Origin of the sequence: Actinospineispora eucalypti (genome assembly GCF_039543365.1) — a bacterium.
Taxonomy (GTDB): Bacteria; Actinomycetota; Actinomycetes; order Mycobacteriales; family Pseudonocardiaceae; genus Pseudonocardia; species Pseudonocardia eucalypti.
Genome location: NZ_BAABJP010000001.1, coordinates 394,992 through 420,137, shown reverse-complemented (window position 1 = coordinate 420,137; position 25,146 = coordinate 394,992). Strand labels below are relative to the sequence as shown.

General features: G+C 73.2%; 24 protein-coding genes and 1 pseudogene. 9 read left to right on the top strand and 16 right to left on the bottom strand.

Annotation, left to right across the window (positions count from 1 at the left end; all coding sequences use genetic code 11):
• Both ABEB12_RS02020 and ABEB12_RS02015 read right to left on the bottom strand, forming a co-directional pair.
• A complete protein-coding gene (locus tag ABEB12_RS02020; protein WP_185058660.1) occupies positions 1–675 on the bottom strand; it encodes a permease prefix domain 1-containing protein in 675 nt (224 codons plus the stop codon).
• A gap of 188 nt (positions 676–863) precedes the next feature.
• A pseudogene (locus ABEB12_RS02015) lies at positions 864–1,175 on the bottom strand (PadR family transcriptional regulator); the annotation flags it as partial.
• 58 nt (positions 1,176–1,233) lie between these two features.
• Here ABEB12_RS02015 and ABEB12_RS02010 point away from each other — a divergent pair.
• Entirely contained in the window at positions 1,234–2,928 is a 1,695-nt protein-coding gene (locus tag ABEB12_RS02010; protein WP_345702489.1) for a multicopper oxidase family protein, read from the top strand.
• A gap of 28 nt (positions 2,929–2,956) precedes the next feature.
• Here ABEB12_RS02010 and rox read toward each other — a convergent pair whose 3' ends face one another.
• The 3 genes from rox to ABEB12_RS01995 all read right to left on the bottom strand — a co-directional run bounded on the left by rox (position 2,957) and on the right by ABEB12_RS01995 (position 5,665).
• On the bottom strand, positions 2,957–4,390 hold the full coding sequence (gene rox, locus ABEB12_RS02005) for a rifampin monooxygenase (RefSeq protein ID WP_185058658.1): 1,434 nt from the start codon (positions 4,388–4,390) through the stop codon (positions 2,957–2,959).
• Complete coding sequence (locus ABEB12_RS42035) at positions 4,387–4,797, bottom strand: hypothetical protein (protein ID WP_185058657.1); 411 nt, start codon at positions 4,795–4,797, stop codon at positions 4,387–4,389. Before ABEB12_RS42035 ends, rox begins: the two co-directional genes overlap by 4 nt.
• Before the next feature lie 448 nt (positions 4,798–5,245).
• Positions 5,246–5,665: an Ohr family peroxiredoxin gene (locus tag ABEB12_RS01995; RefSeq protein WP_185058656.1), complete on the bottom strand. Its 420-nt coding sequence runs from the start codon at positions 5,663–5,665 to the stop codon at positions 5,246–5,248.
• 89 nt (positions 5,666–5,754) lie between these two features.
• Between ABEB12_RS01995 and ABEB12_RS01990 the strand changes: the two genes are divergently transcribed.
• The 4 genes from ABEB12_RS01990 (at position 5,755) to arsC (ending at position 8,839) form a co-directional block, all read left to right on the top strand.
• Positions 5,755–6,825: a GNAT family N-acetyltransferase gene (locus ABEB12_RS01990; RefSeq protein ID WP_185058655.1), complete on the top strand. Its 1,071-nt coding sequence runs from the start codon at positions 5,755–5,757 to the stop codon at positions 6,823–6,825.
• 13 nt (positions 6,826–6,838) lie between these two features.
• Positions 6,839–7,213 carry a DCC1-like thiol-disulfide oxidoreductase family protein gene (locus ABEB12_RS01985; RefSeq protein WP_185058654.1) on the top strand — a complete coding sequence of 125 codons (375 nt, stop codon included), beginning with the start codon at positions 6,839–6,841 and terminating at the stop codon, positions 7,211–7,213.
• A gap of 105 nt (positions 7,214–7,318) precedes the next feature.
• A complete protein-coding gene (locus ABEB12_RS01980) occupies positions 7,319–8,482 on the top strand; it encodes a S8 family peptidase (RefSeq protein WP_345702488.1) in 1,164 nt (387 codons plus the stop codon).
• Positions 8,483–8,491: 9 nt separating this feature from the next.
• On the top strand, positions 8,492–8,839 hold the full coding sequence (gene arsC / locus ABEB12_RS01975; RefSeq protein WP_185058652.1) for an arsenate reductase (glutaredoxin): 348 nt from the start codon (positions 8,492–8,494) through the stop codon (positions 8,837–8,839).
• Between the two features lie 273 nt (positions 8,840–9,112).
• On the opposite strand, the gene ABEB12_RS01970 is transcribed toward arsC, so the two are convergent.
• Genes ABEB12_RS01970 through ABEB12_RS01950 form a run of 5 tightly spaced genes read right to left on the bottom strand, consistent with a single transcriptional unit; the run spans position 9,113 to position 12,515 of the window.
• The gene (locus ABEB12_RS01970; protein WP_345702487.1) at positions 9,113–9,385 is read right to left on the bottom strand and encodes a hypothetical protein; all 273 of its coding nucleotides are present in this window, start codon (positions 9,383–9,385) and stop codon (positions 9,113–9,115) included.
• A 32-nt stretch (positions 9,386–9,417) separates the two neighbouring features.
• Entirely contained in the window at positions 9,418–10,515 is a 1,098-nt protein-coding gene (locus tag ABEB12_RS01965) for an ATP-binding cassette domain-containing protein (protein ID WP_185058650.1), read from the bottom strand.
• Positions 10,512–11,285 (bottom strand): ABC transporter permease, encoded by a 774-nt coding sequence (locus tag ABEB12_RS01960; protein ID WP_345702533.1) that lies wholly within the window; start codon positions 11,283–11,285, stop codon positions 10,512–10,514. Before ABEB12_RS01960 ends, ABEB12_RS01965 begins: the two co-directional genes overlap by 4 nt.
• 46 nt (positions 11,286–11,331) lie before the next feature.
• Positions 11,332–12,114, bottom strand: a complete 783-nt coding sequence (gene modA, locus ABEB12_RS01955; RefSeq protein ID WP_185058649.1) for a molybdate ABC transporter substrate-binding protein — start codon at positions 12,112–12,114, stop codon at positions 11,332–11,334.
• A complete protein-coding gene (locus ABEB12_RS01950; protein WP_185058648.1) occupies positions 12,111–12,515 on the bottom strand; it encodes a TOBE domain-containing protein in 405 nt (134 codons plus the stop codon). The genes modA and ABEB12_RS01950 overlap by 4 nt, the downstream gene beginning before the upstream one ends.
• An 80-nt stretch (positions 12,516–12,595) precedes the next feature.
• Between ABEB12_RS01950 and ABEB12_RS01945 the strand changes: the two genes are divergently transcribed.
• The gene (locus ABEB12_RS01945; RefSeq protein ID WP_185058647.1) at positions 12,596–13,807 is read left to right on the top strand and encodes an acyl-CoA dehydrogenase family protein; all 1,212 of its coding nucleotides are present in this window, start codon (positions 12,596–12,598) and stop codon (positions 13,805–13,807) included.
• 46 nt (positions 13,808–13,853) lie between these two features.
• Here the strand turns inward: ABEB12_RS01945 and ABEB12_RS01940 are convergent, their stop codons facing one another.
• Genes ABEB12_RS01940 through ABEB12_RS01920 form a run of 5 tightly spaced genes read right to left on the bottom strand, consistent with a single transcriptional unit; the run spans position 13,854 to position 19,662 of the window.
• On the bottom strand, positions 13,854–14,255 hold the full coding sequence (locus ABEB12_RS01940) for a PIN domain-containing protein (RefSeq protein ID WP_345702486.1): 402 nt from the start codon (positions 14,253–14,255) through the stop codon (positions 13,854–13,856).
• Positions 14,252–14,545: a type II toxin-antitoxin system Phd/YefM family antitoxin gene (locus ABEB12_RS01935; protein WP_345702485.1), complete on the bottom strand. Its 294-nt coding sequence runs from the start codon at positions 14,543–14,545 to the stop codon at positions 14,252–14,254. Before ABEB12_RS01935 ends, ABEB12_RS01940 begins: the two co-directional genes overlap by 4 nt.
• Positions 14,546–14,577: 32 nt before the next feature.
• On the bottom strand, positions 14,578–15,567 hold the full coding sequence (locus ABEB12_RS01930) for a WD40 repeat domain-containing protein (protein ID WP_185058645.1): 990 nt from the start codon (positions 15,565–15,567) through the stop codon (positions 14,578–14,580).
• Between the two features lie 16 nt (positions 15,568–15,583).
• Complete coding sequence (locus tag ABEB12_RS01925; protein ID WP_185058644.1) at positions 15,584–17,809, bottom strand: protein kinase domain-containing protein; 2,226 nt, start codon at positions 17,807–17,809, stop codon at positions 15,584–15,586.
• A 2-nt stretch (positions 17,810–17,811) separates the two neighbouring features.
• Positions 17,812–19,662, bottom strand: coding sequence for a protein kinase domain-containing protein (locus tag ABEB12_RS01920; protein WP_185058643.1), 1,851 nt, complete (start codon positions 19,660–19,662; stop codon positions 17,812–17,814).
• A gap of 383 nt (positions 19,663–20,045) precedes the next feature.
• On the opposite strand from ABEB12_RS01920, the gene ABEB12_RS01915 reads away from it, so the two are divergent.
• Genes ABEB12_RS01915 through ABEB12_RS01905 form a run of 3 tightly spaced genes read left to right on the top strand, consistent with a single transcriptional unit; the run spans position 20,046 to position 22,922 of the window.
• Entirely contained in the window at positions 20,046–21,149 is a 1,104-nt protein-coding gene (locus ABEB12_RS01915) for a TroA family protein (protein WP_221497527.1), read from the top strand.
• A gap of 28 nt (positions 21,150–21,177) precedes the next feature.
• The gene (locus tag ABEB12_RS01910) at positions 21,178–22,161 is read left to right on the top strand and encodes a FecCD family ABC transporter permease (protein ID WP_345702484.1); all 984 of its coding nucleotides are present in this window, start codon (positions 21,178–21,180) and stop codon (positions 22,159–22,161) included.
• On the top strand, positions 22,158–22,922 hold the full coding sequence (locus ABEB12_RS01905) for an ATP-binding cassette domain-containing protein (protein ID WP_185058642.1): 765 nt from the start codon (positions 22,158–22,160) through the stop codon (positions 22,920–22,922). Before ABEB12_RS01910 ends, ABEB12_RS01905 begins: the two co-directional genes overlap by 4 nt.
• Here the strand turns inward: ABEB12_RS01905 and ABEB12_RS01900 are convergent, their stop codons facing one another.
• The gene (locus tag ABEB12_RS01900) at positions 22,923–24,944 is read right to left on the bottom strand and encodes a protein kinase domain-containing protein (RefSeq protein WP_185058641.1); all 2,022 of its coding nucleotides are present in this window, start codon (positions 24,942–24,944) and stop codon (positions 22,923–22,925) included.
• Positions 24,945–25,146: the final 202 nt, after the last annotated feature.

The window sequence follows — 25,146 nt, the reverse complement described above, 5'->3', positions numbered from 1 at the left end:
CTATAGCCATACTCGCCACTCACGGGTCCTCGCGCGCCGCGCGAGGGCAATCGACCGCCAGGCCGCGGTCGCGACCAGGGCCATGGCGAGCACGGTGACCACGTAGATCACCACGGCCAGCGGAGAGTTCTCGATCACCTCGGCCGGGGACCGGGCCACGATCGCGTGCGAGACGCTCGCGGTCAGGTTCAGTGCGACGGCCAGTGCGCCGGCCACGCCGAGCAGCACGACCACCGCGCCGGGTGAGCGGCCGCGCCGCGCGCCGCGCACCAGCAGCGCCAGGCCGAGCACCGCGCCCATCACACTGACCAGCGTGGCCGCCTGGTACATCGGGTAGAGCCAGGCCACCTCCGCCGGGGTCGGCGGGGCCTGCCGGGGCACCACCGACCAGAGCAGCCCCCACAACCGGCTGGCCACCGGGAGGCCGAACAACAGCAGCAGCGCGGTGCGCCGGCCCTGACTGGCGGTCAGTTCGGCCTGGTAGACCGGGACCAGTGTGTCCGGGTCGCCGAACTCCTCGGCCGCCGCGCGCCGGGCCGCCTCGGTGCCGTAGCCGGCCTCGGCGTAGCGGCGCTCGGCGTCGGCGAGCCCGTCAGCCACCTCGGCGAGCAGCTCACGCCGGGCCCGACGGGGTCCGTACAGGCGCGCGTCCAGCCGGCGCAACAGTGTGTCCACCGGGTCATTTGGCTCTGCGTGGAAATATGCGACACCGGGGCGGTCCGGCGGGTTCATTGGGTCGCCGGCCATGCCGCACCCGGTCCAGCCTCACCCGCGCCGCCCGCACCCGGTCCGCGCTCGCCCGATGAGCGCTCACCCGCGCCGCCCGCGCCCGGTCCGCGCTCGCCCGATGAGCGCACGCCCGCGCCGAGCACGTTCTCGATCACCTGCCGGAACTCCCGCCACTCGGTGCGGCGGCCGTGCAGGGCGCGCCGGCCGGCCTCGGTGAGCTGGTAGGTGCGGCGCTTGCGACCTCCGACCGTGCTCCACGAGCCGTCGATCCAGCGGGACCGCTCCAACCGGCGCAGCGCCGGGTAGACCGTGCCGGTGGGCAGGTCCAGCGCCCCGCCGCTGCGCGCCTGCAACGCCTCGATCACCGCGTAACCGTGCCGCGGCCCGTCTTCCAGCACGGCCAGGATCAGCGCGTCCAGGTGCCCGCGCACGCCATCCGGTTTCATGCGTAGAGAGTCTACTGATTTGTTTGATGCGTAGACTGTCTATGTATAGCCTGGCCGGGTGAACGAATTCGGCAGGCGAAGCTTTCTGGCCGGCGCGGTCGGAGTGGTCGGAGTGGCCGGCTCGATCGGAGCGGCGGCGGTCACGGCCGGGCTGGCGGGTTGCGGATCGGACGCCACCGGCGGCGGGGGCGGACCCGGCAATGGGGGCGGGTCCGCCCCGGCCGACGCGCCGCGCGGTACCGGCGGCTCCGACGAGGACGGCGCCTCCGACAAGGACGGCGCCTCCCGCGACTCCGGCGGGCGGTCGCGGGAGGACGGCGAGGTGCTGCCCAGCGAGCTCCCGTTGCCGGCGGCGTTCGTGGCTCCGCTGCCGATCCCGCCGGTGCGCCGCCCGGTGGACGGTCGGATCGAGATCGCCCAACGGGTCGGGCGGGCGCGCATCCTGCCCGGGCTGGACACCCCGGTCTTCGGGTACGACGGGATCTTCCCCGGGCCGACCATCGAGACCCGCCGCGACGAACCGGTGACGATCGTGCACCACAACGAGCTGCCCGTACCCACGGTCACCCACCTGCACGGCGGCCACACCCCGGCCGAGCACGACGGCTGGCCGCTGGACCTGCTGCTGCCGGCCGCCACCGAGCCGATGAGCTGGCTCCGGCACGGCATGCCGGGCAATGCCGTGGTGGGCACCCGCGAGCACGTCTACCCGATGCGCCAGCGCGCGGCCACGCTCTGGTACCACGACCACCGCATGGACTTCACCGGCCCGCAGGTGTGGCGCGGGCTGGCCGGGTTCCACCTGGTCCGGGACGCCGAGGAGGACGCCCTGCGGCTGCCGGCCGGCCGGCGCGAGCTGCCGCTGATGCTGTGTGACCGCTCGTTCGACGCGCGCGGGCGGCTGCTCTACCCGTCGGTGGATCCCTCGCTGCGCCAGCTGCCCGGGGTGGAGCGGCACTGGTTGGACGGCGTGCTCGGGGACGTACAGCTGGTCAACGGCGCGCCGTGGCCGGTGGTCGAGGTGGATGCGGCCCGCTACCGGCTACGCCTGCTCAACGCCGCCAACGCGCGGCGCTACCGGCTGGCCTGGCAACCCGGCGGGGAGTTCCTGCAGGTGGGTTCGGACGGCGGCCTGCTGGCCGCGCCGGTCGGCCACCGGGAGATCGACATCGTGCCGGGCGAACGGTTCGACGTGGTGGTGGACTTCGGCGGCTACCCGGTGGGCAGTGAGGTGACCATGGTCAACCGGCTGGGCGAGGGTCGGATGGCCGAGGTGATGCGGTTCCGGATCACCTCGGCGGCGACCGGGCCGAACCCGCCCGTCCCGGACCGGTTGGGCACGGTCGAGCCGCTGCGCCCGCCGGCCGGCGCGCCGACCCGGAAGTGGCGGGTGACCCGGGGCCAGAACCGCCGGACCGACCCGCACTCCAGCTGGACCATCAACGACCGCCCTTTCGACCCCTCCCGGGACGACGCCACGGCGAGGCTCGGCGAGGTGGAGCGCTGGCTGGTCACCTCCGACCTGCACCACCCCTTGCACGTCCACCTGGACCCGTTCCAGGTGCTGTCCCGGGGCGGGCGCCGCCCGCTGTCCACGGATGCCGGGTGGAAGGACACCGTGGACCTGCGGCCGGGCGAACGGCTGGAGCTGGCCGTGCGGTTCGCCGACTACTCCGGGAGGTATGTGTTCCACTGCCACAACTTGGAGCATGAGGACATGGCGATGATGGCGGTGCTGCGCACCGCCTCGTGAGTGATTTGTATGGCTTTAGGCATACAAATCACTCACGAGGTTCGGCGCAGCCGAACCATCTAGGCAGGTGCTCGACCAACTCCCGCTGGTCCTCGCCGACCCAGGCCACGTGCCCGTCCGGGCGCAGCAGCACCGCCGGCGCGTCCAGCTCTTCGCTGACGTCCACCACTCGGTCCACCCGGTCGGCCCAGCCGGCCACGGACAGCTGGCCGGTCTGGTCCAGCAACAGCCCCCGGCCGCCGTGCATCAGCTCGTACAGGCGTCCCCGCTTGAGGCCGATGTCCCGCATCCGCCGGCCGAGCAGCTCGTGCCCCTCGCCGAAGTCGTAGCGGATCCCGATCGCGATCAGCTTCTCGACCAGGTACTTGTTCACCTCCTCGAAGCGCGTCAGCTCGGTCACCAGCCGGCGCACCGCCTGGGCGCCCGGCGCGGTGGACATCAGCTCCATCTGCGCGCGGGTGTTCTCCAGCACGTCGGCGGCCACCGGGTGCCGCTCGGTGTGGTAGCTGTCCAGCAGGCCCTCCGGCGCCCACCCGCCGACCGCCGCGGCCAGCTTCCAGCCCAGGTTGAACGCGTCCTGGACGCCCAGGTTGAGGCCCTGCCCGCCGGCCGGCGGATGGATGTGCGCCGCGTCCCCGGCCAGCAGCACGCGGCCGACCCGGTAGCGCTCGGCCAGCCGGGTGGCGTTGCCGAACCGCGACAGCCAGCGCGCCGAATGCACGCCGAAGTCGGTGCCGGCGGTGGCCCGCAGCTGTTGCTTGAACTCGTCGAAGGTCGGCGGGACCGAGCGGTCCTCGACCAGTCCCGCCGCCGGCACCAGGACCCGGTACCGGCCTTCCCCCAGCGGCATGAACCCGAACAGCTTCTGGGTCTTGCGGACCTCGGCCATCACTTCGGTGAGCGTCTCCGGCGGCACGCCCACCTCCATCTCGCCGAGCAGCGTCTCCAACGTGCTGGGCTCGCCGGGGAAGTCCACGCCGAGCAGCTTGCGCACGGTGCTGCGGCCGCCGTCGCAGCCGACCAGGTAGCGGGCACGCAGCTCGGTGCCATCGGTTAGCTCGGCGGTCACCCCGTCGTCGTCCTGGGTCAGCCCGACCAGCGTGTAGCCGCGCCGGACCTCGACCCCGAGCTCGGCGGCCCGCTCGGCCAGCAGGCGTTCGGTGATGGTCTGCGGAATGCCCAGCACGTAGGGGTGCGTGGTGTCCAGCCGCTCCGGCGCGGGCCGGACGATGGCGGCGAAGAAGCCGTCCAGCGGGTGCTTCTTGCCGAGCGCGAGGAACCGGTCCAGCAGGCCACGCTGGTCCATCACCTCGATGCTGCGCACGTGCAGGCCCAGCGAGCGGACCACCTTGGTCGGCTCCGGTTCCCGCTCCAGCACGACCACCCGCACGCCGTGCAGCCGCAGCTCGCAGGCCAGCATCAGGCCGGTCGGCCCGCCGCCGGCCACGATGACGTCGATCATGCGTCTCCCTCGGTCTCGAGCAGCAGTTTCGCGGCGGCGGTCGCCCCGTCGGCGCGGATCGTGCCGGCCACGGCGGCCGCCCGCTCGCGGATTCGCGGGCTTTCGAGCGCGGTTCCGAGCGCGGCGGAGAGCGACTCGAAGGTCGGCACCGGACCCTGGTACGCCACGCCGACGCCCAGCTCGGCCACCCGGCCGGCCCAGTACGGCTGGTCCGCCAAGGTCTGCTCGCGCGCCGACCAACCGACCGGCACCATCGGCACCCCGACCCCGGCCAACCGCCGCGCGAACACCTCGTCCGGCGGCGCGCACACCAGCGCCTCGGCGCCGAGGTCCCGCAACGCCACCGCGAGCCCCGCCAACGGTTCGACGTCCCCCCTCGACCCGTAGGTCGACAACAACACACGCACTCGGCGACTCCCATTTCCGCAGGTACTGGCCTTGGCCGGGAGATTCTGCGGCATGACCCGGGTCTTGCCGCAAGCCCCGGGGTGCGCTATAAGTTGAGAGTGGGAGGGGGTCGATAGGCTCCTCCCGGGGCCACGGGCAGGCTTCGGCACCGTCCGAGGCCGGGTACTCGTTCGACGGGTTCGCCGAGCTGCGTGCCGGCGTCGAGCGGCTGGTCCGGGAGCGGCCGGACGTCTCGGTGTCCTGGTTGGGCGCGGACCATCGCCTGGTCACCACGCACGCCGGCGAGGTCGCCGGGATCATCGGCGCGGGTGCGGGCCCCGGATGATCGCCACGGGTGGCGGATCGGCCGCGATTTTCGCTGCCGGACCGCCACTCGCGACGATCACCGCATGTGCTGAGAGCGCCGACTCACTGTGCTGAGAGTGCCGACTGGCGGGGTGGGGTGGGTCAGGTTTTGGCGATCAGGGTTACTTCGATGTTGCCTCGGGTGGCTTTGGAGTAGGGGCAGACCTGGTGCGCCTTGGTGACCAGGTCGTCCGCCGCCGCCTGGTCCAGGCCGGGCAGCGTGGCGGTGATGGTGGCGACCAGGCCGAAGCTGGTGTCGTCCGGGCCGATCCCGACATCCGCGCCGACCGTGGCGCCGTCCGGGATCTTCACCTTCTCCTTGCCCGCGACCAGGCGCAGCGCGCCGTGGAAGCAGGCCGCGTAGGCGGCGGCGAACAGCTGCTCGGGGTTCGTCGCGCCACCCGGGCCGCCCAGGGCGGGCGGCATCTTGAGCGGAAGGTCGATGAAGCCGTCGTCGGAGCGGACCGCGCCGTCGCGGCCACCTCCGGAGGAAACGGCACTTGCGGTGTATTTCACATCCATAACCATCAGCTTCCCGTAGTCGCGCGTTTTCGCAACCGAAACACGGGCAGTACATGGTGGCCTATGGTCGTAGGGCGAGGAGGCTGATCGTGGGGCTCTGGCGGGTGCACGTGCAGGTGGCCGACCGACCCGGGCAGCTGGCCGAACTGGCGGCTGCCGTGGGCCGGGCCGGCTGCAACATCGTGTCGTTGACCGTGCTCGGCGAACGCGGCCCGGACGGCGAGGTCACCGACGAGCTGCTGGTGGACGCCACCGCGGCCGCCGCCGCCGACCTGCCCGAACGCATCCGCGCCGCCGGCATGGGCTGCACGTTGGCGCGGGCCGCCGACGCCGGTGAGCTGCGCGATCCGGTCACCACCGCGCTCGCGGTGGCCCGCCGGGTGACCGGAGACCCGGACGCCGCGCCGCGGGCCCTGGCCAGCCTGCTGCACGCCCGCCTGGCCGACTCGGCCGGTGGTGAGGAGTACACCCACGAGATGCGCGTGCTGGGCCGCGAGGTGTGGCTGCGCCGCGCCTGGCCGTTCACCGCGACCGAGCTCTCCCGGGCCGCCGTGCTCGCGGAGCTGGCCGAACAGGCCGCCGTCGCCGCCACCGGGCACCCGGACCCCGAGCAGGGGGCCAACAACCTGGGCCTGGTGCTGCTCGGCAACGGTTCCGAGGTGGAGCTGCGGGTGGCCGGACCGGCGGACGCGCCGCTGGTCGCCGCGCTGCACGCCCGGTGCACGCCGAGCACCCGGCGCGGCCGGTTCCTCAACCCCAGCCCGACCCTGTCCACCGACGAGCTGACCGCCCTGCTGGTCGGCCGCAACGGTGCTGGCATGGCGCTGCTGGCCCTCACCACGGACGGCGGCCACGCCGTCGGGATCGCATCGGTGGACCCCGACCACACCGGCGACCACCCGACCCAGGGCGCGCTCGGTGTGCTGGTGGAGGACGCCTGGCAGGCCAGGGGCGTCGGCACCGCGCTCATCCGGCGGACCGTGGAACTGGCCACCGAGCTGGGCTACACCGCCATGACCGCCTCCGCGCACCCCGGCAACCTGCGCATCACCCGGCTGCTGCGCCGCTCCGGGCTGCGCCCCACCGCGCAGCTGGTGGACGGCCTGCTGCAGATCCACGTGCACCTGGAGCCCCGGGAGACGGCGATATCCACGCGCTGAGCACACTGTGCCGATGACCCCGTTGCTGGTGTTCGACGGTAACTGCGGTTTCTGCACCCGGACGCTGGGCTGGCTGCGCCTGCTGGACCGGCACCGCCAGATCGAGACGGTGCCGCTGCAGCGGGCGGGCGCGGCGGAGCGGGTGGGCGCCAGCCCGGAGGAGTGCGCGTCCTCGGTGCGCTGGCGGGGCGCGGACGGCACCCGGGCCGGCGGCGCGGAGGCGATCGCGCACGCGCTGTCCGTCGCGCTGGACGCGGCCTGGCCGGTGCCGTTCTACCGGCGCACCGCGCGCTGGCAGGAGCGGCTCTACCAGCTGGTTGCCGACAACCGGTACCGGCTTCCGGGCATCACGCCCTGGTGCGTGCGCTATCCGGGCGACTGCCAGTGATCACGTTCGGGAACTGAGAGTCAGTTCAGCCCGTCGCGTGGGTGACGCGACGCGCCCCCTTTGTGTCATTGATCCACGTCTCTTCCCTGCTTAATGTTGCTCTCCGTGATCAGGTCGCGGCTCGTGGCCGCTGGATCGGCCATGGCCGGCGTGCTGCTGTTACTGCTGCCCGCGCCGACCGCCGCCGCGCAGAGCGAGGCGGTCACCGGCTACGTGGTGCGCATGGCGACCGGGGAGAGCGTGGACGGGGCGGCCGCCGAGGCGGGCGCGGCGCCGACCAAGCGGTACTCCCGGGCGGTCACCGGGTTCGCCGCCTCGATGACCAACAGCCAGGCCGTCCGGCTGCGCACCCGGCGCGGGGTGCTCGCCGTGGAGCCGGACCGGCGGGTGCCGAGGGCCTACGAGGACTCGTTCCGGCCGGCCCCGGCGGCCACCCAGGGCAACCCGGCCAACTGGGGACTGGACCGGATCGACCAGCGGCAGCTCCCGCTGGACGGCACGTTCACCGCCGAGGCGACCGGCGAGGGCGTGCACATCTACGTGCTGGACACCGGGATCGACATCCAGCACCCGGACTTCGGCGGGCGCGCGGTGTTCAACCAGAACTTCGCCGGCGGGGCGGACGGCGACTGCGGCGGGCACGGCACGGTGGTCGCCGGGATCGCCGGCGGGGCGCTCTACGGCGTGGCCAAGCGGGCCACCCTGCACGCGGTGAAGATCCTGGACTGCGACGGCGGCGGCCAGCTGTCCAACATGATCGCCGGGGTGGACTGGGTGGCCAACTACGCCCAGCACCCGGCCGTCGCGGTGCTGTCCTGGCGGTACGACCAGGCCCCCTCGGACACGCTCACCGAGGCGGTGAACCACCTGGTCGACTCGGGCGTCTTCGTGGCCACCTCGGCCGGCAACACCGGCGCCGACTCGTGCGACCTGGCACCGCGCTCGGCCCGCAACGCGCTGGTGGTGGCCAACTCCACGGTGGACGACCAGCGGGCCAGCACATCCAGCACCGGCGGCTGCGTATCTCTCTACGCGCCGGGCAGCGGCATCGTGGCGCCGGTCCCGCAGGGCGGCACGGCATCCTTCAGCGGGACGTCCATGTCGGCGCCGTTCGCCGGCGGGGTGGCCGCGCTGTACAAACAGCGGTTCGGCGACGCCCAGGCTTCGGCGATCAAGAACTGGATGGTCCAGCAGGCCACCCCGGACGCGATCCAGGGCGGCGAGATCGGCGGCACCGCCGACCGCCTCCTCTTCACCGGCGGGCTTTAGGCTTCCGACGTGGACGTGACTGTCTGGCACAACCCCCGGTGTTCCAAGAGCCGGGGTGCCCTGGCGCTACTGGAAGAGCGGGGCATCGACCCCGCGGTGGTGCGCTACCTGGAGGACGCGCCGTCGCGGGCCGAGCTGGAGCACGTGCTGCGCCTGCTCGGCACCGACGACCCTCGGGAGATCACCCGCACCGGTGAGGCGCGTTACCGCGAGCTGGGCCTGCGTGAGGCCGACCGGGACACCCTGTTGGACGCGCTGGCCGCCAACCCGGTGCTGATCGAGCGCCCGATCGTGCTGGTGGAAGGTCGGGCGGTGGTTGCCCGTCCGCCGGAGCGGGTGCTGGAGCTGCTCGGCTAGGAGTTCTCGGGTAGCGGTTTAAAGATCAGCTTGGACGGCGCGGCTCAGTGGTCTGCCGCGGCCCGGGTGCGGCCCGTTGCGTTTGGTCGCTCGCCTCGTCACTGACCGTTGCAGGGTGCGAGATGAGGGTGATCGCCCCCTTGTCCGGCACCTCTGACACTGGGCTTAGGGCCGCCAGCCACGGCCGAACGGTGGCTCCTGGCCTGCGGTAGACCACCGAGCCGCCCCGTCCAAGCTGGTCTTTGGACCGCCGCCCAAACGCCTGAGCCGCCACTAGAAGCCATCGTCCGGTTCGTCCATCGCCAGGACGAAGTTCCGTACGAAGCCGCGCGCGGTGGCGCGCGTGTCCAGGCCGGGCGGGCCGCCCATGCCCAGCCACTCGGCGGCGAGTGCGAGCACGTGCTCGGCGCTCAGCCGGGGCATGATGCGATCGACCACTTCCGCCGCGTCGGCCGTCGGCAGTTCCCGCCGGGCCAGCTTGTACTGCGCGGACAGTTCCCGGATCTCCGGCGAAGTGGTGATGGGTCGACCCCCTTTGAGCAGCATCATTAGTGTAGCGGTGCTACATAATGGATTTCTCAGGCCGGGTGGATCAGGACCTCGGTGGTCTTCACCGCGAACCACAGGTCCGCCCCCGGCGCCAGGGTTCCGTCGAGCGCCAGGTCGGCCACGGCGGCCGGGGTGACGTCGGCGGCCAGGCCGTCCACCCACGGCGGGTCGCCCGGGGCGGCACCGGCGCGCAACCGGACCAGCTCGCCCCGGGGCTCCAACGAGGCCAGCCGCACCCGCAACACGTTGCGCGGGCTGCCCTCCGGCCGCTCGGGGAACACCGCCACCGCCGCCGGCGGGAACACCGCGACCGCCGGCTTGCCCTGGCCGCCGTCGGCGGCCAGGCCGGCCACCAGCAACCCGTCGGCGGTGCGCAGCCCGCCCGGCACGGCGACCCCGGGCACCAGGTTCAGCCCGGCGATGCGGGCGGCGAACGGGCTGCGCGGGCGGGTCAGCACCTCCCGGGTGGGGCCGTACTCCACGATCGAGCCGTCCGCCAGCACGGCCACCTGGTCGGCCAGCACCAGCGCGTCCAGCACGTCGTGGGTGACCAGCAGGCCGGTCGTCCCGGCATCCCGCACCACCCGGTGCAGCAACGCGCGCATGGCCGGCGCGGAGTCCACGTCCAGCGCGGCCAACGGCTCGTCCAGCAGCAACAGCTCGGGCGACACCGCCAGTGCCCGGGCCAGCGCGACCCGTTGCGCCTGGCCACCGGACAGCGCCGAGGGCCGGCGGTGACCCAGCTCGGCCGCGTCCACCTCGGCCAGCCAATGCCGGGCGGTCTCACCCGCCTTGGCTCTGCGCACACCGGCGCAACGCGGCCCGAAAGCCACGTTCGCCTCGGCGGTCAGGTGCGGGAACAGCAGTGACCGCTGGGCCAGCAGCCCCACACCCCGCCGGTGCGCCGGCACGTGCACGCCGGCGGGCACGTCGGTGAGCACCCGGTCGCCCAGGCGCACCCGGCCGGCGTCCGGGCGCAGCAACCCGGCCAGTACGCCCAGCAGGGTGGACTTGCCGGCGCCGTTCGGCCCCAGCACCGCCAGCACCTCGCCCTTGGCCAGCGAGACCGACACGTCCAGGGTGAACTCCCGCCGGCGCACCGTCACTCCGGCCTCGACAAACGTCACCGCAGGCCCTCCGCCGCCCTCGGGCGGGCCACCGCGATCACCAGCACCGCCACCACGACCAGCACCAGGGACAGCGCGATCGCGCCGTCGGTGTCCACCTCGCGCTCCTGGTAGACCAGCAGCGGCAGCGTCCGGGTGGTCCCGGCCAGGCTGCCGGCGAACGAGACGGTCGCGCCGAACTCACCCAGCGCGCGGGCGAACGCCAGCACCAGCCCCGACCCCAGCCCGGGCAGCACCAGCGGCAGCGTCACCCGGCGGAAGACGGTGAACGGCGCCGCGCCCAGCGTCGCCGCCACCTCCTCGTAGCGCTCCCCGGCGGTGCGCAGCGCCCCCTCCAGGCTGACCACCAGGAACGGCAGCGAGACGAAGGTCTGCGCCAGCACCACGGCCGCCGTGGTGAACGGCACGGTCACCCCGAACCACAGCTCCAGCAGCCGCCCGGCCAGCCCGGCCCGGCCGAGGGTGTAGAGCAGCGCCAACCCGCCGACCACCGGCGGCAGCACCAGCGGCAGCAGCACCACCGGCCGGGCCAGCCGCACCAGCGACGACCGGGACCGGGCCAGCACGGCGGCCAGCGGCCCGCCCAGCAGCAGGCACAGCGCCGTCGCCCAGGCCGCCGTCTCCAGGGACAGGCGCAACGCGGACAGCGCGGCGTCGCTGGTCACCAGTTCGGGCAGCCGCACCAGGTCGGCCCGCAGCACCATCCCCAGCACCGGCAGCAGGATCAGCCCGAACCCGGCAACCGCCGGCACCCACAGCACCCACGGCAGCCCGACCCCGAGCACGTGCCGGTCCGGCGTCGAGGTCAACCCGGCGTCACGGGGTGGCGAAGCCGGCGTCGACCAGGGCCTTCTTGCCCTCGGGGCCGCGGACCAGCTCGATGAACTTGGTGGCCAACTGGGGCTGGCTGGCGTTGGTCAGCTGGGCGATCGGGTAGCGGTTGATCGCCTTGTCCGCCTCCGGGAAGTCCACCCCGGTGAGCTTGTCGCCGGCGGAGCGCACGTCGGTCACGTAGACCAGCCCGGCGTCGGCGTCCCCGCTGGTGACCTTGCTCAGCACCGAACGCACGTCGGCCTCCTCGCTGACCGGCTTCAGCGTCAGGTTGGTGGCCTTCTCCACCTGTTTGGTGGCCGAGCCGCACGGCACCTGCGGCGCGCACACGACCACCTTCAGGTCCAGCTTGGTCAGGTCGGCGAACCCGTGCAGGCCCTTCGGGTTGCCCGCCGGCACGGCGATCTGCAGCTTGTTGGTGACGAACACCTGGGGCGGCGCGGAGGTCAGCCGGGCCTGGCTCACCTTGTCCATGGTGGAGGTGTTGGCGGCGGCGAAGACGTCCACCGGCGCGCCGTTCACGATCTGGGTGGCCAGGTCGGACGAGCCGCCGTAGTTGAAGCGGACGGTGGCTCCGGGGTTCTGCTGCTCGAAGGTCTTGCCCAGCTGGTCGAACACGTCGGTGAGGGACGCCGCCGCCGAAACGGTCAGCGTGGTCATCGGTGCACCCTGCTCACGGGTCGGCCCGGCCGCCCCGGTCTCCCCGCCACCGCACCCGGCCAACAGCCCCAGGCCGAGCACCGCAACCGCCACGACCAACCGCCTCATTGCACCCCTCCGGGAGTTTCAACCACCACGTGGGTCGACTTGACCACGGCGACCGCCAGCGAGCCGATCTGCAGGCCCAGCTCCTTGACCGCCTCGGTGCTCATCAGCGAGACCACCCGGTGCGGCCCGCACTGCATCTCCACCTGCGACATCACCCGGTCCGAGACGATCTCGGTGACCAGCCCGACCAGCCGGTTGCGCGCGGACCGGCCCACCGAGGACGGGTCCGGCGCGGCGTGCGCCTGCGACCGGGCGAACTCGGCCAGCCGGGCGCCGTCGATCACCTTCCGGTTGGACGCGTCCACGCTCACCGGCAGGGTGCCCGCCTCCACCCACCGGCGGACCGTGTCATCACTCACGCCGAGCAGCCGCGCGGCCTCGGCAATCCTGAACTGCGGCACAAGCGGGACCCTACATCCGATAGTGCGGCCCGACCTAGTGAAACCGCGCGCGCCTGGGGGTTGGCTCCTAAGCTGCGACCGTGGACTTTGCACCGAGCGACAAGGCCGCCGACTACACCGGGCGCATGCGCGCGTTCACCGACGAGGTGGTGATTCCCGCCGAGCCGGTCTACGAGGCCTGGCGGGCGGAACGGCGCGGCACCCCCCAGGAGTGGGACACCCCGCCGGTGCTGGAGGAGCTCAAGGCCGAGGCGCGCAACCGCGGCCTGTGGAACCTGTTCCTCCCGGCGGTGTCCGGGCTGTCCAACCTGGAGTACGCGCCGGTCGCCGAGGTCTCCGGCTGGTCGCCGGTGCTGGCGCCGGAGGCGATCAACTGCCAGGCCCCGGACACCGGGAACATGGAGACCCTGCACCTGTTCGGCTCGCCGGAGCAGAAGGAGCAGTGGCTGCGCCCGCTGCTGGACGGGGAGATCCGCTCGGCGTTCGCGATGACCGAGCCGGACGTGGCCTCTTCGGACGCCACCAACGTGCAGACCTCCATCCGCCGCGACGGTGACGACTACCTGATCAGCGGCAAGAAGTGGTTCATCTCCGGCACCGCCGACCCCCGTTGCCAGATCTTCATCGTGATGGGCAAGACCGACCCGGACGCGCCCCGGCACCGCCAGCAGTCCATGGTGCTGGTGCCCAGGGACACCCCGGGCATGGAGATCAAGCGGCACATCCCGGTGTTCGGCTACCAGGACCAGCACGGCCACTCCGAGCTGGAGTTCCACGACGTGCGGGTGCCGGTCTCGAACCTGCTCGGTGAGGAAGGTGTCGGGTTCGCCATCGCCCAGGCGCGGCTCGGCCCGGGGCGCATCCACCACTGCATGCGGCTGCTGGGCATGTCCGAGCGGGCGCTTTCGCTGATGGTGCGCCGGGCCAAGGAGCGGGTGGCCTTCGGCCGGCCGCTGGCCGATCAGGGCGTGGTGCGGGAACAGATCGCCAACAGCCGGATCGAGATCGAGCAGGCCCGGCTGCTGGTGCTCAAGACCGCCTGGCTGATCGACCGAGGCGGCGCGCGAGCTGCGTCCACTGAGATCGCCGCGATCAAGGTCATGGTCACCCGGATCGCCTGCGCGGTGATCGACCGGGCCATCCAGGTGCACGGCGCCGGCGGCGTCAGCGACGACTTCCCGCTGGCCTACTTCTACGCCTGGGCCCGCGCGCTGCGCATGGCCGACGGCCCGGACGAGGTGCACCTGCGCACCGTCGCCCGCGAGGAGCTCACTCGCGCGGAGCCCAGTTAGGCGCGCGCGGGAACCACCGCTGATTCAGTCATCCCGGCACACTGATTCAGTCGATCTGGACCACGCGCAATGCCGCCTCCAGCCCGACGAACCCGTCCTTGTCCCGGGTGAGCAACGTCAGCCGGTGCCGGGCGGCGGTCGCCGCGATCAACAGGTCGAACCGCCTCGGCCTCGGATTGCGCCCGGCCTCATGGACCATTGCGGCGAACGCGCCGTACAGCTCCGTGGTCGGCTCGTCCAGCGGCAGCACCTCGTAGCTGTCCAGGATCGTGCGTAACCGACTCCGTCTGGCCATGTTCTGCAGGTGGCTGCCCATCGTGGTGCCGTAGTGCAGTTCGGCGACGCTCACAATGCTGATCGCCACCTGAGCGGCGTGCGTCGACAGTCCGCCGGCCGGCGGCTTGATCCACACGCTGGTGTCGACCAACGCGTTGGGCGGTGAAGTCACCGCGGATCTTCGTCCTCTTGCGGCGGCCCAATTTCGGTATCGTGCAGCAGGTAGTCGATCTCGGCGATGTCCCGCTTCCACTCTTCGTAGTCGATCGGCGGCAGATCGCGGAGCATGGCGTCCACCTCGGCCGCGGGTATCAGAACCCGCTTGCGGCTCCGTTGGTGAGGCACCAGGTCGGCGACCGGGACGCCGTTGACGGTGACGGTGAAGCTCTCCCCGGCCGCCACCCGCCGCATGATGGCGGCGTTGTCGTTGCGCAGCTCGGACTGTTTGATGATCTCGGACACGCTATGAGGATAGCGCTTCATAGCGATTGTGCTCAGCTGAACTGGCTGGTGTCGATGACGGCCAGGCTTTCCCGGGTCGGCACGTACAGCCGGCGGCCGTCGGGCGAGATGGCGGCGTGCCCCGGGTAGACCTGCTTGGAGTCGGCCACCACCCAGCCGGTGCCCACGATGTCGCCGTCGCTCGCGTCGATCACCTTGATCTCGCCCTCCAGGCCGCTGATGGCGAACAGGTAGCGCCCGTTCGGGGACATCACCAGCTGACTGGTCGAGGTGCCGGTGGAGTAGCTGTCGACGACCTCCTTGGTCGCGGTGTCCACCACGTGCAGCCGCCAGGCCTGCACGTAGAGGCGCTTGCCGTCCGGCGAGAGCCGCAGGTTGTTGGGCCGGCTGGAGATGGCCGACTCGGTCGGTATCTTGATCTCGGAAACGGCCCGGCCGTCCAGGTCGACCGTCAGCACCCGGCCCGACTCGTAGTTGGTCACCAGGTACACCCGCCGGCCGTCCGGGGAGACCTCCAGGGTGGAGTCGCCCTCGACGTCGGCGTCGAGCGGCACGTTCGCCAGCTCCGCCCCATCGGCCGCGTCCCGGACCCGCACGGACTTCACCACGGTGCTCACCACGCGGGCGCCGTCCGGGCTCACCGCGAGCAGGCCGGTCGCGCCCGGCATCGCGTCCCGCGTCAGGTGGGTGGTCAGCTCGATCGGGACGACGCCGCCGCTGGTCCCGGCGTACAACCATCTTCCGTCGGACGACATGGCGAGCTTCGAGTACGAGTACCCGCTTCCCCGCAGTACACCGAGCACCGCCTTCGTGGCGGTGTCGATCACCTCGATGCCGTCCTCGACGGTCAGGTACGCCCGCGCCCCGTCGGCCGACACCGCCACCTTGGCGCCCACCGAGATCTTCCCGACCTGCAGCTGCACCGCCGCCGGCAACGAGCGGGCCGGGCCGCAGCCGCCCAGGGCCAGCATCAGGAGCAGCGACAACAGGCCGAGGGCCGCCCGCCGGGACCGGTGCATCATTTGGGTTCGGCTCCGTTCAGTTGCGCTGGCTGATGTCCACGACGGCCACGGCGCCCGGGTCGTCCGACCGGTCCGCGCCCGCGCCCGGGCCGGCCACGTAGGCCCGCCGCCCGTCCGGCGAGACGGCGCAACCGGACGGCTCGAGGCCGACGTCGACCCGCTCCACCACGAACCCGTTCGCGGTGTCGACGACGACCAGCCGCCGCTCCTTGCCGTACTTCGGCACGCCGTACAGGTATCGCCCGCTCGGCGAGAAGGCCAGGCCCTCGAGCCGCGTCTGCACCCGGTGCGCGCCCAGCTTGCGGACCGCGTTCACGTCGACCAGGTCCAGGGTCCCGTCGAAGTCGCCCTTCGAGATGTAGGCGCGACCGCCGTCCGGCGCCACGACGATCGTCTCCGGACCCCGGTTCGGCGGCCGGGGGGTGTAGTCCGGGTTCGGTACCGGCGGCGGCTCGAGCATCACCGTGCCCAGCTTGGTCCGGCCGGCGGTGTCCACCACCGCCACCGCCCTGAGGTCGTTCTCAACCACCCCGACCAGCAGCCGGCGCCCGTCCGGCGTGACGGCGATGCCGAACGGCTTCGGCCCGACCGGCACCGCGCCGGTGACCGCGCCGCTCGCGGTGTCCACCAGCGCCACCGCGCCGCTGGCCGTGTTCACCACGTAGGCCACGCGGCCGTCCGAGCTGAGCGCGAGCTGGTTGGTCACGTTGAACACCGATCCGCCCTGGAACGGGGTGCTCAGGCCCGGCCCGCCGGCCAGCGGGAAGGTGCCGACCGGCCGCTCGGCGGCGGTGTCGATCACGGTGAGGAAGTTGCTCAGGGTCACCACGCCCAGGCGCTGCCCGTCCGAGGACAGCGCCATGCCGGACGAGGTCCCGTCGATATCGATCTTCACGGTGACCGTGTTGCTGGCGGTGTCCAGCACGTACACCCCGTCGCGGGTACGCAGGTAGGCCTTGGCGCCGCCCTTGCCGACCAGCACCTGCTCGGTCCATTCCTTCGCCGGCGACCCGACCGAAACCGTGGTCAGCCGACGGGAGACCAGGCCGGGAACCGGCGCCGGCGCCCCGGCGACCGCCGCCGGGCGCGGCGGTCCGGCCGCGACCGCCGCCGGGCCGGACGGCCAGAACACGACGGCCAGCACCAGCAACGCCACCGCCGAGGCCAGCCCCACCCAGGCCGCCGGCCGCTTCGCCAGCGGCCGGTTCGTCACCCGCGCCCCGGGCCGGGGCGTCAGGAACGCACCGGGCAGCGGGACCACCGACCCCGGCGGCGTCATCGCACCGCTCGGCGGCGGGGTCGTCGGGGCGCCGGGGAGCGCGGTCGTCGGCAGCCCGGCCAGCGGGATCGCCGTCGCGCCGGGAGGCTGGACCACCGGCATTCCGGCGGGCGGGGCGGCCGGGAGGCCGGGTGGGGGCCAGCCGCCGGGGACGTCGGTCCGGGGCGCGAACCGGGCGGCGAGATCGCGCGAGCTGGGCCGTTCCTCGGGGTCCTTGGCCAGGCAGGGGACGAACTCCTCGCGCAGCCACTCCGGCAGCCCGGCCAGCTCCGGCTCGGCGTCGGTGATCCGGTAGAGCATGGCGACCGGGTTCCCGGTGACCCCGAACGGCCCCTTCCCGGTGCAGCCGAACACCAGCGTGGAGGCCAGCGAGAACACGTCGGAGGCCGGCCCGCCGTCCAGGCCGTTGGCCTGCTCGGGCGACATAAAGGCCGGGGTGCCCACCACCATGCCGGTCGCGGTCAGCTTGGTGGCGCCGGCCGCGTGGGCGATCCCGAAGTCGACCAGACGCGGCCCGTCCGGCGCCAGCAGCAGGTTCGACGGCTTGAGGTCCCGGTGCGCGATGCCGAGCGCGTGCACGGCGGCCAGTGCCTCGGCCATCCGGCCGGCCAGCACCCCGACCGTGGCCGCCGGCAGCGGGCCGGCATGGGCGACGTACTCCTCCAGCGAGGGCCCGGGCACGTACTCGGTGGCCAGCCACGGCCGGGGCGCGTGCGGGTCCGCCGCGACGATCGGCACCGTCCAGGGGGCGCGCAGCCGGCTGGCCGTGTCGATCTCCCGGGCGAACCGCTCGCGGAACGTCGGGTCGCCGCAGAGGTCACCGTGCACCGCCTTGACCGCCGCCAGCCGGCCGTCCGGGGTGCGCCCGAGATACACCTGGCCCATCCCGCCCGCGCCCAGCCGGCCCACCAGCCAGAACGGGCCGAGCTGGGCCGGGTCCTCACCACGCAGCTGTTCGATCACCGTCAGCACCAGTTCCCGTCGGCGGGCTTGGCCCGGTCACACTGCGCACCCAACCCCGCCGGCCGGATGCTGTTGATCATCTGTTGCAGGTCCGGGTCGCCGACCACGCCGTCGTCGGCCAGCAGCACCCAGACCAGCGAGAGGTTGGCCGCCGCCGGGAAGGCCACCGCGTGCACCACCGCCGTCGGGGTGCCGCAGGATCCGGGCGGCTTGGTCACCATCGCCGCCACGTGGCTGCCCCGCCGGCCGCCCACCGTCACCTCGCGCACCGCGAGCAGCCGGACGCCCGGCGCCCGGTTCGCCTGCTCGTAGCGCTGCGCCCAGACCTGCGCCGTCTCCCTGGCCGCTCGGGCGGTGCCCGAACCGCCGCCGGTGATGCCGGCGTAGGCGTCCGCCTCGGGCCGGTCCTCTCCGGGGCACCGCAGCGCGCCGTGCTCGGCGATCCCGCTCATCAGCACCTTGGTCCCGCTGGAGTGCTCGAAGCCCTTGAGATAGCCGGGACCCTTGAACGTCCAGCCGGCCGGCACGTCGTAACCGGCGTTGCGCGTGGTGGACACCACCGAGTTCCAGCCGGACACGACCGGGGGGATGAGGGAGGCGCTCACCACCCTCGGCGGCGGCGCGGGCGCCGGCGCGACCGGGGCCGCCGCCGGGGCGGCCGGAGCGGGCGGCGGCGGACTCGACGGAACCGGCTCGGCCGGCGCGGCCACCGGCACCGGGGCGTCGACCCGGCCCGCCTCACGCACCGTCATCACCACCGCCACCCCGACCCCGGCCAGCACCAGGGCCAGCGCCGCCGCGACCGCCGCGCGCCATCTCGGCCGGCCGGACGGACGCCGGAGGGCCTCGAAGTCGGCCGGCGGGGTGAGCAGCGTGCCCAGGTCGGAGCGGGTGCGGTTGATCAGGGTGGCCACCGCCCGGCCCGGCCAGACCTCTTCCGGCACCTGGCCGTTCGCCCAGTCATCCGACCCCGGTTCGGGCGCGCGGCCGAGCCGGCCGCCCGGCTCGGCGGCGCTCGCCTGGTCGAGCCGGCGGGCCAACTCGGCCACGCTCACCTGGTCGAGCCGGCGGGCCAGGTCGGCGGCACTCGGCCGGTCACCCGGCTCCTTGGCCAGGCACGGCTCCAGCTCGGCGCGCAGCCGCGGCGGCACGGCCGAGACGTCCGGCGGCTCGTGCACGATCCGCCGCAGCATGGCCACCGGCGTGGCGGTGCGACCGAAGGGCGGCTGCCCGGTCGCCGCGAACACCAGCACCGAGGCCAGCGAGAACACGTCGGAGGCGAAGTCCTCGCCGTCGCCCCTGGCCTGCTCGGGCGACATGAACGCCGGGGTGCCGACGAGTACGCCGGTGCTGGTCAGCCGGGTCGCGTCCAGCGCCTTGGCGATGCCGAAGTCGATCAGTCGCGGGCCGTCGAGGCCGAGCAGCACGTTCCCCGGTTTGAGGTCCCGGTGCATCACCCGCAGCGCGTGCAGCTCGGCCAGCGCGGTGGCCAGCCGGGCCGAGAGAACCAGGGCCTGCGGCTCGCCGAGCGACCCCGTCTCGGCGACCGCCTCGCTCAGCGAGGGGCCGGCGACGTACTCGGTGGCCAGCCACGGCGGCCGCGCGTTCGGGTCGGCGCCGACCACCGCGCAGGCCCACGGCGCGCGGACCCGTCCGGCGGTCTGGATCTCCCGGGCGAACCGGTCCACGAACTGGCGGTCGCCGGCCAGCCGGTCGTGCACGACCTTGACCGCCACCAGCGCGCCGTCGGGCGCCCGGCCCAGGAACACCTGGCCCATTCCACCGGCGCCCAGCCGGCCGAGGACGCGAAACGGCCCGATCCACTGCGGGTCCCCCACACGCGGCGCATCCACCGTAACCGCCCCCTCAGTTTGATGTCAGACACTTGCTCATCCACCTCGGGAACCCACCCGAACCCGACTCACCCCCACCGACCCCCGACCCGCCCCACCGGTTGGGTCCCAGAGGCCGGCAAGGGTGGGTCGCCTCTCCCGCCGTCATCTGGCGAGTTCCGATTGCCGGAAGCGGCACGTGTAACGGCGTTTTGTTGCCGCTTCCGGCAACCAGCCGTTTCGGATCCCCAACCTCTCCCGCGACGGAAGTGACCATTCGGTGCGCATGGGACGAGCCTCGAGGCAGGTGTCCGAACCCACCGGAACGGCCGTCGTGCGGCGGTTCGGGAACCCGGCGGCAAGCGGCGACGACTTGCCGGGGGAATCGACGTGGGGAGTTGCGGGTGCGGTACGGGCGGCGGACGCTGGCGGTGACGGTGGCGTGCGGGCTTGCATTGGTGGCGGCCGGTTGCGCCGCGCCGGGCGGGGACGACGGGCCGGCGGATGCGGCAGAGGCGGAGTTCGATCTCCGGTTGCCGCCGGCGGGCGGGCCGACCCGCTACCCGCTGAGCATCGACAACTGCGGCATGCGGCTGACCTTCAACGCGCCGCCCCGGCGGGTGCTCATCCTGAACGGGACCTCGGTGGCCGAGGCGGAGAGCATGGTCGCGCTGGGCCTGGGTGACCGGGTGCTGGCCAACGCCCAGCACTACGGGGTGTCCGACCAGCCCGGCCTGACCGAGCGGATCGACGCGCTGCCCACCGGCGGGCTGAGCCAGAACCGGCACTTCGACGTGCCCGCCGAACAGGTACTGGCCTCCGGCGCGGACCTGGTGATCTCCACCTGGTCCGGCGGGTTCGACCCGGCGCTCGGCTTCGCCACCCGGGAACAGCTCGCCGCCGCCGGCATGCCCTCGCTGGTGAACCCGGTGAACTGCGCGATGGGCAAACCGGACGCCACACCCGAGGAACGGCGGACCCACCTGGCCGCCTCGCCGCGCGACTCGCTGAATTTCCTGCTGCTGCTCGGGCAGATCTTCGACGTCTCCGGGCGCGCCCACGCGGTGGCCACCGACCTGGCGAACCGCATCGACCGGGTGCGCGCGGCGGTGGCCGGCCGGCCGGCGAAGAAGATGCTGGTCGTCTTCCCCGGGATGTCGATGATGAACGACAACGGGCTGCCCGCCGTGCTCGCCGGCGGGATCTACGACCGGGTGCTGCAGGCCGCCGGCGGGGTGAACAGCTTCCCCCGCGGCGGCCCGGACCTGACCAGGACGATCAACGCGGAACAGCTGGCGGTGGCCGAGGTGGATCTGCTGGTGGTCGGCGCGTTCACCCCCGGCGAGGTGCCGGAACGGGAGGCGCGCCGGCTGTTCGACGCCTACCCGGGCTGGGCGGCGGCCCGGAACAACGCCTGGGTCGGGGTGTCGGACGGCGTCTACCTGGGCACCACCAACGCCTGGGCGGTGGAGAAGATCGCGAAGGCGGCGCACCCTGAGAGTTTCTGAATCACAACGGGACGCCCCGCTGGCCGGCGTGCTGCTCGCGTTGGCCGGGTTGCTGCTGGCCGCCATGGTCGTCTCGGTCGGCCTGGGCACCGTGACTCTGCCGCTGGACCGCACGGTCGCCGTGGTCGCCGCGCACCTGTTCGGGGACCCGGCCGGGTTGCCCCCGCTGGACGAGCAGATCATCTGGAGGCTGCGGGCGCCCCGGGTGGTGCTCGCCGGGCTGGTCGGTGCGGCGCTGGCGCTGGCCGGCGCGGTGCTGCAGGCGCTGGTGCGCAACCCGCTGGCCGAGCCGTACCTGCTGGGCATCTCGTCCGGCTCGTCGCTGGGCGCAATCGGAGTCCAGGCGACCGGTCTGGGGGTGGGGCTGGGGGTGACCGGCGGGGCGTTCGTCGGCGCGCTGGCCGCCACCCTTGCGGTGTTCCTGCTGGCCCAGCGGTCCGGGCAGCTGGCCGACACCCGGTTGGTGCTGGCCGGCGTCGCGGTCGGGTACCTGGCCATGGCCGGCACCAGCCTGGTGCAGCTGTCGGTGGACCCGAACAGCCTGCGCGGCATCCTGTTCTGGCTGATGGGCAGGGTGGCCGGGGCGCAGTGGCCAGACCTGGCCGGGCCGGCGGTGATCGCGCCGGCGTGCGCCGCCCTGCTGCTGGCCCGGGCGCGCGGATTGAACGCGCTGGCCCTGGGCGACGACAACGCGGCCGCGCTGGGCGTGGACCTGCGTTCGCTGCGCGCCACGCTGCTCGTGGTCAGCTCGCTGCTCACCGCCACCTGCGTCGCGGCGGCCGGCGCTATCGGCTTCGTCGGGCTGTTGGTGCCGCACGCGGCGCGGATGCTGTTCGGCGCGGACCACCGGCGGCTGCTGCCGGTGTCCGCGCTGCTCGGCGCGTTGTTGCTGGTGCTGGTGGACCTGGCCACCCGGATGGTGGACCGGCCCAACGAGTATCCGATCACCGTGTTCACCGCCGCGCTCGGTTCGCCGTTCTTCCTCTGGCTGCTGCGGCGGGAGCGCCCATGAGGCTGGACATCGACGGCGTGCGGGTTTCCCTGGACGGGACGCCGATCCTGCGCGGCGCGGACCTGGCGGTCGGCGCCGGGCAGCTGCTCGCGCTGGTCGGGCCGAACGGGTCCGGCAAGACCACCCTGCTGCGCACCGTCTACCGGGCGCTGCGCCCCGATGCCGGGGTGGTCTCGCTGAACGACGACGACGTGTGGCGGCTGTCCGCACGGGAGGCGGCGCGCCGCCGCGCGGTGGTGACCCAGCACTTCACCGGCAGCGGGGAGTTCACCGCCACCGAGATGGTGGCCATGGGCCGCGCGCCGCACCTGGGCGTCCTGCGCCGGGAGGGGGAGCCGCGGCTGGTGGCCGAGGCGCTGGACCGGGTCGGCATGGCGTGGGCGGCGCGGCGGGTGTTCCGCACGCTGTCCGGCGGGGAACGGCAACGCGTCCTGCTGGCCCGGGCGTTGGCCCAGCGCGCCCCGTTGGTAGTGCTCGACGAGCCGACCAACCACCTCGACGCCGCCGCCCAGCTGGAGCTGTTGCGCCTGGTCAAACGGCTGAACGTGACCGTGCTGGCCGCCATGCACGACCTGGACCACGCCGCCTCGCACGCCGACCGCGTAACCGTCCTGGACAAAGGCGCAGTGGTAACCACCGGCCCGCCGGAAGAAGTCCTCGCCCCCGAGCTGATCGAGCGGGTGTTCCGGGTGCGCGCGCATATCGCGCCCCACCCGCTCACCGGCCGCCCGCACATCGCGCTGGCCCCGCTGCATGACTGATCAGCGGAACGCCGAGATGTCGAACACCTCCAGCAGGTCCCCCTCGCCCACGTACAGCTGGGCGTTGTCCCTGGTCACGAACATTCCGGTGGGCGACTTGGCGGTGCGGCCGGTGCTGACCTGGGTGCCGGTGGACGCGTCCAGCGCCACCAGGTCGCCGGCGTCGGTGGCGGTGAACAGGAACCGGCCGTCCCGGGACACCGCCAGCCCCGAGCCGAACGGGCCCGACCAGGAGATCCGCCGGACCAGCGCGTTCTGGGCGGTGTCGAACACCAGGACGGCGCGGTCGGCCAGCGCGTACACGCGGCGCCCGTCCGGGGAGAGCACCGGCGAACGGGCGCGCGGCACGTTCGCGTCTCCCTGCTCGACCGGGATGTCGATCGGCGTGGCCTTCATGGCGTCCAGGTCCACTCCGACCAGTCCGGGGTTGACGTCCCAGCTGGTCACGTAGGCGTGCCGGTCGTCGACGTCGAAGGTGTACCCCGACGTGGGCCGGGTGGCGCCGACCGGGACCGAGCGCACCTCGCCGGTGTCCATCCGCAACACGTTCAGCGTGCCGGTGCTGGTGACCGTGACCAGCCGTTTCCCGTCCTCGGAAAGGCTCAGGTCATCGATCGGCCCGGGTACCGGGATGGGTTTGTCGCGCGCCTTGGTGACCAGGTCGACCAGGGTCAGCTCGGAGTCGCCGGTCTTCACGTAGATCTTGTTGGGCTCCGGCGGCAGGGCCAGCTGCGTCACCTCGGCGGGGAACTCGAGCTGGTCGCGCTCGGCGAAGCTGGCCGGGTCGAGCACCCGCAACGTGCGCCCGCTGCACACCAGGACCGGCCCGCCGGCGGGCATCGGGTACACCGCGTAGGTGTTCGGCCACGGCACCTGGAGCGACCTCGGCGCGGCCAGGACGGCCGGTGGGATCACCGGCACCGCCGGCGCCGCGACGGGCGGCACGGCGGGCAGGGCGGCGGGCGGGTTACCGGGCCGCTCGGCGCCCGACGCGGGCAGGAAGTACACCGCGCCGATCACCACCGGTACGACCACGGCGACCGCGACCGCCCAGCGCAGCCAGCCCCGCCTCCGGGGCCGCTCCCGCGCGGTCGCCGCCTGGAAGAACTCGGCCGAGCCGGCCACCGGATACCGGTGCGCCCGGTCGGGGCGGTTGGGCGCGGACGGGTGGCCGGCGCCCGGCCAGCCGGTGTGCACCGGGATGTTCTCGGTCACCGAGCGCGCGGCGATCCGGTCGGCCAGCTCGCCGGCCGTCGGCCGCTCGGCCGCGTTCTTGCGCAGGCACGGGTCCAGCTCGGCGCGCAGCCAGCCGGGCAGCCCGTCCAGGTTGGCCGGCTCCCGGGAGACCCGCAGCAGCATGGCCACCGGGCTGGCCGTGCGGCCGAACGGCCCCACCCCGTTCGCCGCGAACACCAACACGCTGGCCAGCGAGAACACGTCCGACGGGTAACTCTCCCGCAGCCCTTCCGCCTGCTCCGGGGACATGAACGCCGGCGTGCCGACGACCATGCCGGTCTGGGTCAGCCGGGTGCCCTCGGCCGCGCGGGCGATGCCGAAGTCGATCAGCTTCGGGCCGTCCGCGCCGAGCAGCACATTCGACGGCTTCACGTCCCGGTGTACCACGCCGAACTCGTGCAGCTGGGCCAGCGCGGTGGCCATCCGGGCGGCGAGCACGCCGAGGGGCCGCTCGGGCAACGGCCCGTGGTCGGCCACCGCGCGCTCCAGGGACGGCCCGGCCACGTACTCGGTGGCCAGCCAGGGGCGCGCGGCGTCGGGGTCGGCGTCCAGCACCTGCGCGGCCCAGGACGCGCGCACCCGCAGCGCGGTCCGCACCTCCTGGGCAAACCGGGCCCGGAACCGCTGGTCCTCGCCGAACCCCGCGTGCACCACCTTGACCGCCGCGTAACGCAGGTCGCGCACGTGTTGGCCCAGGTACACCTGGCCCATCCCACCCGCACCCAACCGTCCCACCAGCCGGAACGGCCCTATCCGCGGCGGATCCTCACCCCGCAACGAGTCCATCCGATCAACCCCCAGCCCCCTTACCCTCCCACACCCCCCATCCCCCCGACCCCCCGGTTTCCCCCACCTGATTCAGTGCGTCCAGCACCCTGATTCAGTGCGTCCAGCACACCGAGTTCCGCGTCCGCGGCACCTTCCGCCAATTCCTGCCTCATCTGCTCATGCACCACATTTCGGCAGGTCAGCCCCCTGTAGTTGATCC

Excerpts from the sequence above, each read along its gene's own strand:
- rox (WP_185058658.1), bottom strand. The coding sequence starts at position 4,390 with ATGATCGACGTCATCGTGGCCGGCGGCGGGCCGACCGGCCTGATGCTG.
- ABEB12_RS01995 (WP_185058656.1), bottom strand. The coding sequence starts at position 5,665 with ATGGATGTGAAATACACCGCAAGTGCCGTTTCCTCCGGAGGTGGCCGC.
- ABEB12_RS01985 (WP_185058654.1), top strand. The coding sequence starts at position 6,839 with ATGACCCCGTTGCTGGTGTTCGACGGTAACTGCGGTTTCTGCACCCGG.
- ABEB12_RS01970 (WP_345702487.1), bottom strand. The coding sequence starts at position 9,385 with ATGCTGCTCAAAGGGGGTCGACCCATCACCACTTCGCCGGAGATCCGG.
- modA (WP_185058649.1), bottom strand. The coding sequence starts at position 12,114 with ATGAGGCGGTTGGTCGTGGCGGTTGCGGTGCTCGGCCTGGGGCTGTTG.
- ABEB12_RS01930 (WP_185058645.1), bottom strand. The coding sequence starts at position 15,567 with ATGATGCACCGGTCCCGGCGGGCGGCCCTCGGCCTGTTGTCGCTGCTC.
- ABEB12_RS01905 (WP_185058642.1), top strand. The coding sequence starts at position 22,158 with ATGAGGCTGGACATCGACGGCGTGCGGGTTTCCCTGGACGGGACGCCG.
- ABEB12_RS01900 (WP_185058641.1), bottom strand. The coding sequence starts at position 24,944 with ATGGACTCGTTGCGGGGTGAGGATCCGCCGCGGATAGGGCCGTTCCGG.